This is a genomic window from Methylorubrum podarium (assembly GCF_040270385.1).
Lineage (GTDB): Bacteria > Pseudomonadota > Alphaproteobacteria > Rhizobiales > Beijerinckiaceae > Methylobacterium > Methylobacterium podarium.
Genome location: NZ_JBELQE010000054.1, coordinates 17,593 through 28,224, shown reverse-complemented (window position 1 = coordinate 28,224; position 10,632 = coordinate 17,593). Strand labels below are relative to the sequence as shown.

The window sequence follows — 10,632 nt, the reverse complement described above, 5'->3', positions numbered from 1 at the left end:
TCCGCACTCGTCTTCTGTCCTCGCCGCATGTCCGACTCCTTCGGTCCTGACTGATCCTCTCAATCAGCCCGGTCCAAAGCCAGCCGGTCAGGTCACTTTCACCCCATTCCGTGAACTTCCAGCCGCGGACTTGACGGTCCTTGGGCGATACGATCGAGGTGTCGGCGCCAGCCTCGTCGAGTGCCTTGCGCGGTTCGGTCAGCTCGACCTGCTCGAAGCCGTCCGTGACCAGGATGGCGATCTTCAATCCGCTGATACCAGCCATATCGGTGGTCCTTTTGATGTGATTCATGGGGTAGCGACCGCCGCTACTTGGGAAGCTTCGAGGCGAGCACGTCGATTTCCCCGATCGAAGGCGGCTCGGAGAACAGTTCGGGCGCTTGCGCCTTCAGCGCCTGCGCGACCCCGCCGGACAGATGCGCTTGCCGGCCCGACTCGTCGGGGAAGGCGTCGAAGATGCCGAAAGTCGCGGGTCCGACCCGGAGCGCGAACCAGGCCGTCGTCGCCGGCTCCCCCGCGACGATCGAGAGACCGCCGCGCAGGAAAGCCTCCACGTCGGCCTCTCGTCCGGGTTTGGCCTCCAGGCGGACGAACAGCGCTTTGGTCACCATGGCGAGCCTCGTTCGAGGGTGGGGGGGCCGGTCCGATCGCATCGCTCACCGTCCGCTCCGAGGCAGCGGGCCGTTCGAGGAGAAGACGCGGCCGGTCGAGGACAGGGCACTCGGGATCGGCGGCCGGCGCATGCAGCAGCCGCAGCCGGCCGGATGGGCGGACGAAGCTCGGCTCGGGTCGGTCGCACTCGGACTGGTCAAGGCGCGGGCGACGCGGCCATCCGCGTTTCCGACGACAATGGCCGGTGCGCTCAGGAAGGCCCGTGCGACCGCGGTGCCGCATTCCGGGCAGGTGCACGGGTCCCGGAACTGCGCCATGGGCCGCATGGCCGTGAACGGCCCGCAGGCGTCGCAGGCGTAGTCGTAGATCGGCATGGAATTCTCACGCTCGGGCCCATCAGGCACGTGTCGAACAAGCCGGGCGAGCGGCGGCTCGCCCGGTCAGACGGGTCATGCGGCGGGTTTGAGGATCACCTTGGTCCAGCCCTCGTCGCGCGCGTCGAAGTGCCGGTAGGCGTTCGGTGCCTCTCCCAGCGGAAGCTCGTGCGAGACGATGAAGGAGGGCTTCGCGCGGCCGGTCGAGATGAGGTCGCGCAGCTGCCGGTTATAGGCCTTCACGTTGCACTGGCCGACGCCGATCGTCTGGCCCTTGAACCAGAACAGGCCGTGGTCGAACACGATCTCGCCCTGCTTGTAGAGCGGGTCCTGCGGCGCCGGATCCTGCGGCGTGAAGACGCCGACCACGCCGATGCCGCCGGTGAACTTCACCGACTTCACCAGGTCGTTCATGGTCATGTTGGGGTGCTCCTGCCCCTGCGGGTCGTGCGCTTGGTAGCCGACGCACTCGCAGCCGCGGTCGGCCCCGATGCCGTTCGTCAGTTCGAGCACCTGATCCACGGCGGAGCCCTTGGAATCGGCGATGGGCAGCGCCCCGATCGAGCCAGCGAGGCGCAGGCGGTCGGGATGGCGATCGACCACCATCACCATGCAGGCGCCCTTGATCATCGCCGCATGGGCCGCCATGAGGCCGACCGGCCCAGCCCCATAGATGACGATCGACTCGCCCGGACGCAGGCCCGCCAATTCCGTAGCGTGCCAGCCGGTCGGGAAGATGTCGGCCAGCATCACGTAGTCGCTCTGCCGCTCCTCGGCGTCCGGTGGCAGTTTGAGGCAGTTGTAGTCACCGTAGGGGACGCGCAGCAAATCGGCCTGACCGCCGCGATACGGGCCCATATCGGCAAAGCCGTAGGCGGCGCCGGCCATGTTCGGCATGACACTGCGATCCGCCGTCGTCAGGCAGAACGCGCTAAGGCCCCGCTCGCAGTTCTTGCAGAAACCGCAGCCGATGTTGAAGGGGATCGCGACCCAGTCCCCGACCTTCACCCGATCGACGGCCGCGCCCACTTCGGCCACTTGGCCGAGGTTCTCGTGCCCGAACACGCCCCCGCGCGGGAAGTCGGTCCGGCCCTCGTACATGTGCAGGTCGGAGCCGCAGATGTTGGTGCTCGTGATCCGCACCAGCACGTCGGTCGGCCGCTCGATCCGCGCGTCGGGCACGTCCTGCACGAGGACATCACGCGGGCCATTGTAGACGACTGCTCGCATCGCGCTCTCCTGGCCTGACATCGGTTGCCAAGTCAGAGGAGCACAGGCTGCCGGCCCTGAGATATTCGGTCGATGCCTAGGGTGTTCTCCGTGGCATTTTCGGCACGGCCGTCGGGAGTGAATGAATCCCGAGAAGCAGCCATGTCGTGCCCTGCGGGCGCTCTGATTTTTCTAGAAGATGCGTTTGGCGCTACCTTCCTCAACCTGGGCGCTTCCTGAGCCGACAATTCGAGCTGCTTGCCTGTTCGGTACTTCCCTAGGGATTGTCCGAGTGTCGCGGCGGCGTGGCGACGCCATCTGACTCCGACACAGAGCCACGGAGGTGCCGCATGTGTGCGAATGGCCTGCATGCGTTCAACAAGGCACGGAACGCGACGCATGTGCAGGTGGCCGCCCTGAGGCGGCACGTGGTGATCGGACCCGACCGACAAGCCGCGTCTCACGAGTTGGGCGCCGCGCTGTGGACGGTGCGGGGTCGCGGGCCGGTCGCGGCGACCGGCGGGGGATGTCGGCGATGCTGTCGGAGATAGCGAGCGAGATCCTGGCGTACTTCCGTAGCACGCACCGGCTGCCTGGAGCACGCCTGCGCATCACGACGCTGGAGGAACGGTTCGGGACCGACCCTGCGGTCACGGTCGCGGTCTCCGAACTCGCACATGCCGGATATGTCGCAACTCCGGACGCTGGCACGATCGAGCTGACGCACCGGGGATACGGGGCTCTGGCGCAAGGAGAGCCGTGATCCAAGCCCACGAGACATCGTTCATTCAGATGGAGAACCCGACATGTCGATGAACGTCATTGATGGCGAGGAAGGACGTCCTCTGCTCGATCTGATCATCGCAGGCATGACCGTCGTCGACCGCGACGGGACTCGGATCGGATCGGTCGACAAGGTCGAAGGCGGTCACCTCAAGATCTGCCGCGCCGACCAGGAGCCTCGAAACCAGCACCAATACGTCACCCCGGATTGGATCGCCGCCGTCGACGACCGGGTCCGACTGAACCGGACCTTCGACGAGGCACGGCGCTTGTGGGCGCACGAGCCCTATGCGAAGCGGCATCATCTCCAGCGCGCGATCTGACGCCGTCGTCGGGTCGCGTGATCCGCAGCGGGGCGACACCGTCAATCCTTCTTGGCAAGCCGATCGGGAAGGCTCGACGGTCGAGATTGAGCCGGATCACGCCAGCGCTGCCCGGCGATGCGGATCGGGCTCCAGCCGAATACTTCAAGCTCCAGCCAAGTCCTCAGGGAGCGCGGCATGGCGAACGGAATCTGCGATATCTGTGGGGTGCGGCCGGCCACGGTGCGGGCCCAGGTGGTCAGCAACGGCCAGCGCCAGACGATGGACTTGTGCGACGTCGATTACCGTCGCCTTGCGCGCCAGCAGGGCCGCCCCAGCTCCCCGCTGGAATCGTTGTTCGGCGGGGCGGGCGGCAGCCTCTTCGACGAGGTTTTCGGCGGCGACTTCTTCGGCCGCGGGCCCCGCTCCGGACGGAACGCCTCACCCGCCGGCGAGGCCGAAGAAGAGCCGGGCAGGACGCCCGGCCCGGTCGGGTCCGGCCGCGGCGCATCGCGTGGCCGGCCGGCGGGCGGCATCGCCGAGCGCCTGTCCGCCCATGCCGAGGAGATCCTGCAGGGAGCCGCGCGGCGCGCCCGGGACCTGAACCGGCGCGAGGTCGATACCGAGCATCTGCTCTACGCGTTGACCGAGAGCGACGTCGTGCGCACCATCTTCGACCAATTCAAGGTCACGGTCGAAGACCTGCGCCGGCAGCTTGACCAGGACGGACAAGGCACGGGCGGCGAGGCGGACGCGGACAGGTCCGACACGGACGACGCCGCAGTCGGTGTCTCGCCCCGGGTCAAGAATGCCCTGTCCCGCGCCTTCCAGGCCTCGCGGGACTTCGGTCATTCCTATGTCGGTCCGGAGCACCTGCTGATCGGCTTGACCGAGGAAGGCGAGGGCCTCGCCGCCGATGTGCTGCGCCGATATGGGCTCACGCCGCAGGCGATCCGCCAGCAAGTCACCAAAGTCGTCGGGCGCGGTGCCGAGGAAGGCCGCGTGGACACCCCCACCAACACGCCCAATCTCGACAAGTATGCGCGCGATCTCACGCAGCTCGCCCGTGACGGCAAGCTCGACCCGGTGATCGGGCGGGCGCGCGAGATCGAGACCACAGTCGAGGTGCTCGCCCGGCGCAAGAAGAACAATCCGGTGCTGATCGGCGAGCCCGGCGTCGGCAAGACCGCCATCGTGGAGGGACTGGCCCAACGCATGGTCGACGGCGAGGTGCCCGAAAGCCTGCGGGACAAGCGCTTGGTCGAGCTCTCGATCAACTCCATGGTAGCCGGTTCCAAGTACCGCGGCGAGTTCGAGGAGCGGGTGCAAGAGATCCTCAAGGAGGTCGAGGCCGCCGAGGACCTCATCCTGTTCATCGACGAAATCCATACCATCGTGGGGGCCGGCCAGGGTGGCGGCGAGGGCGGACTCGACATCGCCAACGTGTTCAAGCCGGCCCTGGCCCGAGGCGAACTGAACCTCATCGGCGCGACCACGCTCAACGAGTATCAGAAGCACATCGAGAAGGACGCGGCCCTGGAGCGGCGCTTCCAGCCGGTCCTCGTGCCGGAGCCCACGGTGGCGCAGACCATCATGATCCTGCGCGGCCTGCGCGATACGCTGGAGGCGCACCACAAGGTCACCATCACCGACGATGCGGTGATCGCCGCGGCGGAATTGTCCGACCGCTACATCACGGGCCGGTTCCTGCCCGACAAGGCCATCGACCTCATCGACCAAGCGGCGGCTCGGGTGAAGATCTCGGCCACGGCCAGGCCGATCGATGTGCAGGAACTCGAGGCCGAGGTGCGCCAGCTCAAGCGCGAGCAGGACTATGCGGCGTCCCGCAGGCAGTTCGACCGTGCCCAGGAGATCCAGGCGCAGCACGCCGCCAGGGACAAGGAACTCGGCGAGGCGACCGATCGCTGGCGGCGCGAGCGCGGCTCGGGATCGGCCGAGGTCACGTCCGAGCACGTGGCGCAGGTCGTCTCGAAGCTCACCGGCGTGCCCGTGAGCGAGCTGACCACGGAGGAGCGCCAGCGGCTGGTCGCTATGGAAGAGCGACTGCACGAGCGGGTTATAGGCCAAGAAGAGGCGGTGAGGGCCGTGAGCGATGCCGTCCGGCTCGCCCGGGCGGGCCTGCGCGAGGGCCGACGGCCGATCGCGACCTTCCTGTTCCTCGGCCCCACGGGCGTCGGCAAGACGGAACTCGCCAAAGCGCTGGCCGAGACGGTGTTCGGCGATGAGGATGCGCTGATCCGCCTAGATATGTCCGAGTACATGGAGCGGCACGCCGTCTCGCGCCTGATCGGCGCGCCCCCCGGCTATGTCGGCTACGAGGAGGGCGGACAGCTCACCGAGCGCGTGCGGCGACGGCCCTACGCAGTCGTGCTGCTCGACGAGATCGAGAAGGCGCACCCGGACGTCTACAACACGCTGCTGCAGGTGTTCGACGACGGCCGACTGACCGACGGCAAGGGCCGGGTGGTGGACTTCACGAACACGGTCCTGATCGCGACGTCGAACCTCGGCGCCGACATCATCCAGCGCAACCTGCGCCTGCGCGGAACGGAGGCCGACGATCCGGCTCGCCTGAAGCGCGAGCTGATGGACGTGCTGCGCGGCCACTTCCGGCCCGAGTTCATCAACCGCATCGACGAGATCATCGTATTCCACGCGCTCGGGCAGGGTGAGATCCGCTCCATCGTCGAACTGCAGCTGGAGCGGGTTCGGCGCACGGCACAGGGCCAGGGCATCGACCTCGTGATCGACCCGAGTCTCGTCGATCACCTCGCAGCGGCGGGCTTCCGCCCGGAATTCGGCGCGCGCGAGCTGCGGCGCCTGATCCGATCGGAACTGGAAACGCAGCTTGCCCGCGCGATGCTGGCCGACCGAGTGCACGAGGGAGACCGCGTTCTGGCCCGTTGGGACGGCACTCGGCAGACGGTGGTGCTGGAGCCGCAAACCGAGGCGGCCGAGGGCGAGGCCAACCCGACCGGCAAGCGCGCACGTCGTCGGCGCGGCGGGCGCGAGGTCGCACAGACCCCGAACACACCGGGCGAAACACCTGCTGCAGCGGAGTAGCGGCCTGCGCCGCGCGGCGCCGCGCAACGGTTCCGTCCCCGGATGAGCTTCGGGACTCAAGCGAGCCGATCATGGAGATCGCCATGAGCCTCGACATCTTGTTCAGCCCCTTCGAGCACAAGTCGCTCCGGCTGCAGAATCGGATCGTCATGGCGCCGATGACGCGCTCGTTCTCTCCCGCCGGCGTTCCGACAACGGAAGTCGCCGCCTATTACGGCCGACGCGCACCCGAAATGGGTCTCATCATCTCGGAAGGCACCGTCATCGACCGGCCGACGGCGTCGAACGATCCCGCGATCCCTCATTTCCATGGCGAACGGGCACTCGCAGGATGGAAACGCGTCATCGACACGGTTCATGCCGCCGGAGGCGCGATGGCGCCGCAGATCTGGCATATGGGAATCGTGGCCCCGCATGCGTCCGGATGGAAGCCGCCCGCTCCCATGGAAGGCCCCTCCGGGCTCGTCGTCCCCGGGGAGGCCGGCGGCGTCGCGATGTCGGAGACCGACGTCGCCGAGACCGTCGCGGCGTTCGGCCGTGCCGCGGCGCAAGCCAAACGGCTCGGCTTCGATGCGGTCGAGATTCACGGCGCGCACGGCTACCTCATCGATCAGTTCTTCTGGACCGGCGTCAACCAGCGTCAGGACCGCTACGGCGGCGTGACCTTGCCCGAGCGCAGCCGCTTCGCCGTCGAGGTCGTGCGGGCGGTTCGTTCCGCGGTGGGGGAAGATTTTGCCGTGATCCTGCGCCTTTCACAGTGGAAGCAGCAGGACTTCGCGGTGAAACTCGCGCGGACACCCGACGAGATGGTGGCTTGGCTCGCCCCCCTCGCCGAGGCGGGGGTCGACATCTTCCACTGCTCGCAGCGGCGGTTTTGGCAGCCGGAGTTCGAAGGCTCGGACCTGAACTTCGCGGGTTGGGCGAAGAGGCTGACGGGCAAGCAGACGATCACCGTCGGCTCGGTCGGACTCTCGGGCGAGTTCATTGCCGCCTTCCAAGGCGAGAGCTCGCGTCCCGATCCGCTCGACGAACTCATTCGCCGTCTCACGCGCGGCGACTTCGACCTCGTTGCTGTCGGCCGGGCCGTGCTGTCCGATCCGCATTGGGTCAGCAAGATCCGCGAGGGACGCCACGAGCATTTAAAGGATTTCACCCGCGAAGCACTCGCCACTCTCTTTTGAGGATCATGCCCGCGGCGAGCGTCAGATTAAGAGTGCCTCACAAAAATCCCGGTCCCTAACGGTTTCCGTTCCGGGCTCGGCAGCGCAACGGGAGTTTTGTGAGAGACACTTACTGCTCGTTGGGTGGTCACGCTCTGTAGGGTTTGGTTGGCGTGATCAGATGGAGATCCTGCTGGTTGCGGTCACGCCGGCCGAACGACCGACGACATGAAGCCTCCCGCAATCATCATTGCTAGACCTAAGACGAAGAAGATTCCCGCGCTCGTTAAACAATTGGCGGCAAATCTGCTCAGCCGTCTCGATTTTCGGGGTGGGCGCACTTCATTCTGTCCCCAGAGCATGTAGCGAGCGGAGTTCCAGCTTAAAGAAATTGATAAACCGCAAAATGTGATCGACAACAGTAGAAATGCCCAAGACGCCAGCAAAACATATTTGTATGACGGTGGAGAATTTTCTATGCCCCCAAGTTTGTCGGAGAAATTCACGGAAAACAAAAGTATGCCACTGATGATGCCGATTGATTGCTTCGCAAGCTCGATGGGCTCGCGATAGTTGTAATTTAGAAAATCCTCACGCTCCGCAAGCTCATCTTTTTCAATGTTGCTGCTTCGTCCATTGTCTCTGATGTTTGCCATTGCGCCCTCGATCCCGATCTCCCCGTCGCTTCAACTCGTACGTTTTGGGCAGCTCGAAGCAGGTTGGCTTGTTCCTGCTTCCGATCATCCGCGCGAGCGCCTGCTCCGGTCAAGCAGGCACCACGAGCCTACAGCATGGGGAGCCGACGCGGTCGCGGGCCGAGCGGGAACGCCGCGTCGAGCCGGGCGAGGTCGGCGTCCGTCAGCGACAGCGTGCCGGCGCCCGCGTTGTCGGTGGCGTGCTCGGGGCTAGACGCCTTGGGAATCGCGAAGGTGGACCGCCGCCGCACTAGGAACCGCAGGGCGACCTGGCGCGCGGTCGCGCCGTGGTCGGCCGCGATCTCCTCCAGAATGCGCCCGCCCGGCGCGCGCGGGCCGGGGAAGCCGTCGTGGCCGAAGGGGCTATAGGCGACCACGGCAACGCCGTGCGTCTCGCACCAGGGCTGCACGGCGTGCTCGATGGCGCGCTCCTGCAGATGATAGAGGACTTGGTTGCAGGCGATCCGGCCCTCGCCGCCGGCCTTCCACGCGGCCTCGAGGTCGGGCACGTCGAAGTTGCTCACCCCCCAGGACAGGATCTTTCCCTGTTCGCGAAGCCGCTCGAGGGCCGCGAAAGTATCCTCGAGCGGATGTGGCCCCGGCCAGTGCAGGAGATAGCAGTCCAGCCGGTCGGTGCGCAGGCGCGCTAGGGATTGCTCGCAGGCCGCGATCGTTCCGGCCCGCGAAGCGTTGCCCGGAAGAACCTTGGAGACGAGGAAGACCTCGTCGCGCCGTCCTGCGATCGCCTCGCCGACCACGATCTCGGCGTCGCCGTACATCTCGGCAGTGTCGATGTGAGTCATGCCGAGGTCGAGACCGCGGCGCAGGGCAGCGACCGCGGTGGGCCGGTGCGCGTCGTCGATGTACCAGGTTCCCTGCCCGATCACCGCGATCTCGCGCGGCACGGGACCGAACGGGCGCTGCTCCATGCTCTCCCCTCCTCGCAAAGACGACGTGGATCCCGCAGCGCCGGCAGGTTTTTCGCAGGTCCGACCCTAGCGCATCGTCCTGGATATCGTATCCAGGACGATGCGCTAGGGTCTCGTGCCACATCGGTTTTGCCGAAAGCCGGCGGCCACCTTTCGGGCCGATCCTCTAGCCATTTCCCATGACGTCGACGACGGAAACGGGCGCACCTTCGCTCCACCGCGAAAAATTCACGCCGATACACAGGACCGTCACCCCATAACCCGGTGCTCGAAGCGCGCGAAGAGCAGCCTCGCGACAGGCAGCGCCCCCTACGGTGCGAACACTGCGCGCACGCAGCCGTCGGTCTTGTGCTTGAACATGTCGTAGCCGCGCGGTCCGTCCTCGAGCGAGAAGCGGTGGGTGGCGAGGTAAGCCGGGTTGAGTTCGCCCTTCTCGGCATGGGCGAGCAGCCGGTCCATGTAGGCCTGCCCGTGCTGTTGGGCGGTGCGCACGGTCATGCCCTTGTTCATGATGACGCCCATCGGGAACTTGTCGATCATTCCGTAGACGCCGAGCACCGACAGCGTGCCGCCCTTGCGGCAGGCCATGATGGCCTCGCGCAGCGCCTGGCCTCGGTCCGTCTCTAGGCGCAACGCCTGCTTCACGCGGTCGTAGGCGTATTGCGGTCCGGTGCCGTGTGCCTCCATCCCGACGGCGTCGATGCAGGCATCCGGCCCGCGTCCGCCCGTCATCTCCTTCAGCGCCTCCAGCACGCTGTGCACTTGCGTGTAGTCGATCGTCTCCGAGCCGGCGTGCTCGCGCGCCATCCGGAGCCGCTCCGGAAAGCGGTCGATCGCGATCACCCGCTCGGCGCCCATCAGCCGCGCGCTCTGCTGCGCCATCAGGCCGACGCCGCCGCACCCCCACACCGCGACCGTGTCGCCCGGCCGGATGCCGCAGAAATCGGCACCCATGTAGCCGGTCGGTGCGGCATCGGAGAGGAACAGGGCCGTCTCGTCCTCGACGCCTTCGGGTACCTTGAAGCAGTCCACGTCGGCATGCGGCACGCGGATATACTCGGCGTGCGACCCCGCATAACCTCCGAAGGCATGCGTGTAACCATAGATGCCGGCGGTCGGATAGCCGAGCAGCGGCTCCTGCAGTTCCGGCTTCGGGTGGGTGCAGTCGCACAGCGAGAAGAGCTTCTCCTGGCAATACCAGCATTGGCCGCAAGCGATGAACGAGGGGACCACGACCCGATCCCCTTTTTTGACCCGTTTCACCGCCGGCCCGACCTCGACGACCTCACCCATGAACTCGTGACCGATCACGTCGCCAGCCTTCATGGTCGGGATGTAGCCGTCGATGAAATGCAGGTCCGAGCCGCATGTCGTCGACAACCGAACCTTCAGGATGGCGTCGCGGGGGGTGACGATCTCGGGGTCCTTGACGGTTCCGACGCGCAGGTCGTTGACGCCGTTCCAGTAGAGCGCGCGCATGGGCT

General features: G+C 66.5%; 11 protein-coding genes. 4 read left to right on the top strand and 7 right to left on the bottom strand.

All coding sequences use genetic code 11. The annotated features are described in order from the left end of the window. The 4 genes from ABS772_RS09370 to ABS772_RS09355 all read right to left on the bottom strand — a co-directional run. A partial coding sequence (locus tag ABS772_RS09370; protein ID WP_350393975.1) for a DJ-1/PfpI family protein occupies positions 1-292 on the bottom strand: 292 nt, incomplete at its 3' end. A 16-nt stretch (positions 293-308) separates the two neighbouring features. After that, positions 309-611, bottom strand: coding sequence for a putative quinol monooxygenase (locus ABS772_RS09365; RefSeq protein WP_350393974.1), 303 nt, complete (start codon positions 609-611; stop codon positions 309-311). Positions 612-656: 45 nt separating this feature from the next. After that, on the bottom strand, positions 657-986 hold the full coding sequence (locus ABS772_RS09360) for an FmdB family zinc ribbon protein (RefSeq protein WP_350393972.1): 330 nt from the start codon (positions 984-986) through the stop codon (positions 657-659). Between the two features lie 75 nt (positions 987-1,061). Beyond that, positions 1,062-2,216 carry a glutathione-independent formaldehyde dehydrogenase gene (locus ABS772_RS09355; protein WP_350393971.1) on the bottom strand — a complete coding sequence of 385 codons (1,155 nt, stop codon included), beginning with the start codon at positions 2,214-2,216 and terminating at the stop codon, positions 1,062-1,064. A gap of 505 nt (positions 2,217-2,721) precedes the next feature. Here ABS772_RS09355 and ABS772_RS09350 point away from each other — a divergent pair. From ABS772_RS09350 to ABS772_RS09335, 4 genes are all read left to right on the top strand, one after another. Beyond that, positions 2,722-2,958 carry a hypothetical protein gene (locus ABS772_RS09350; protein ID WP_350393969.1) on the top strand — a complete coding sequence of 79 codons (237 nt, stop codon included), beginning with the start codon at positions 2,722-2,724 and terminating at the stop codon, positions 2,956-2,958. A gap of 43 nt (positions 2,959-3,001) precedes the next feature. Next, entirely contained in the window at positions 3,002-3,301 is a 300-nt protein-coding gene (locus ABS772_RS09345; RefSeq protein WP_056118533.1) for a DUF2171 domain-containing protein, read from the top strand. Between the two features lie 177 nt (positions 3,302-3,478). Further along, positions 3,479-6,364: an ATP-dependent Clp protease ATP-binding subunit gene (locus ABS772_RS09340; protein ID WP_350393967.1), complete on the top strand. Its 2,886-nt coding sequence runs from the start codon at positions 3,479-3,481 to the stop codon at positions 6,362-6,364. Between the two features lie 71 nt (positions 6,365-6,435). Continuing rightward, positions 6,436-7,545: an NADH:flavin oxidoreductase gene (locus ABS772_RS09335; protein ID WP_407942977.1), complete on the top strand. Its 1,110-nt coding sequence runs from the start codon at positions 6,436-6,438 to the stop codon at positions 7,543-7,545. Positions 7,546-7,727: 182 nt separating this feature from the next. Here ABS772_RS09335 and ABS772_RS09330 read toward each other — a convergent pair whose 3' ends face one another. The 3 genes from ABS772_RS09330 to ABS772_RS09320 form a co-directional block, all read right to left on the bottom strand. Beyond that, positions 7,728-8,180: a hypothetical protein gene (locus ABS772_RS09330; RefSeq protein ID WP_350393966.1), complete on the bottom strand. Its 453-nt coding sequence runs from the start codon at positions 8,178-8,180 to the stop codon at positions 7,728-7,730. Between the two features lie 128 nt (positions 8,181-8,308). Continuing rightward, positions 8,309-9,148, bottom strand: a complete 840-nt coding sequence (locus ABS772_RS09325; RefSeq protein WP_350393965.1) for an aldo/keto reductase — start codon at positions 9,146-9,148, stop codon at positions 8,309-8,311. Between the two features lie 309 nt (positions 9,149-9,457). Next, a complete protein-coding gene (locus tag ABS772_RS09320; protein WP_350393963.1) occupies positions 9,458-10,627 on the bottom strand; it encodes a zinc-dependent alcohol dehydrogenase in 1,170 nt (389 codons plus the stop codon). Positions 10,628-10,632 lie beyond the last annotated feature (5 nt).

What these genes read in the sequence shown, in the direction of transcription:
- ABS772_RS09365 (WP_350393974.1), bottom strand. Translation starts at nt 611, where the DNA reads ATGGTGACCAAAGCGCTGTTCGTCCGCCTGGAGGCCAAACCCGGACGA.
- ABS772_RS09360 (WP_350393972.1), bottom strand. Translation starts at nt 986, where the DNA reads ATGCCGATCTACGACTACGCCTGCGACGCCTGCGGGCCGTTCACGGCC.
- ABS772_RS09355 (WP_350393971.1), bottom strand. Translation starts at nt 2,216, where the DNA reads ATGCGAGCAGTCGTCTACAATGGCCCGCGTGATGTCCTCGTGCAGGAC.
- ABS772_RS09350 (WP_350393969.1), top strand. Translation starts at nt 2,722, where the DNA reads ATGTCGGCGATGCTGTCGGAGATAGCGAGCGAGATCCTGGCGTACTTC.
- ABS772_RS09345 (WP_056118533.1), top strand. Translation starts at nt 3,002, where the DNA reads ATGTCGATGAACGTCATTGATGGCGAGGAAGGACGTCCTCTGCTCGAT.
- ABS772_RS09340 (WP_350393967.1), top strand. Translation starts at nt 3,479, where the DNA reads ATGGCGAACGGAATCTGCGATATCTGTGGGGTGCGGCCGGCCACGGTG.
- ABS772_RS09335 (WP_407942977.1), top strand. Translation starts at nt 6,436, where the DNA reads ATGGAGATCGCCATGAGCCTCGACATCTTGTTCAGCCCCTTCGAGCAC.
- ABS772_RS09330 (WP_350393966.1), bottom strand. Translation starts at nt 8,180, where the DNA reads ATGGCAAACATCAGAGACAATGGACGAAGCAGCAACATTGAAAAAGAT.
- ABS772_RS09325 (WP_350393965.1), bottom strand. Translation starts at nt 9,148, where the DNA reads ATGGAGCAGCGCCCGTTCGGTCCCGTGCCGCGCGAGATCGCGGTGATC.
- ABS772_RS09320 (WP_350393963.1), bottom strand. Translation starts at nt 10,627, where the DNA reads ATGCGCGCGCTCTACTGGAACGGCGTCAACGACCTGCGCGTCGGAACC.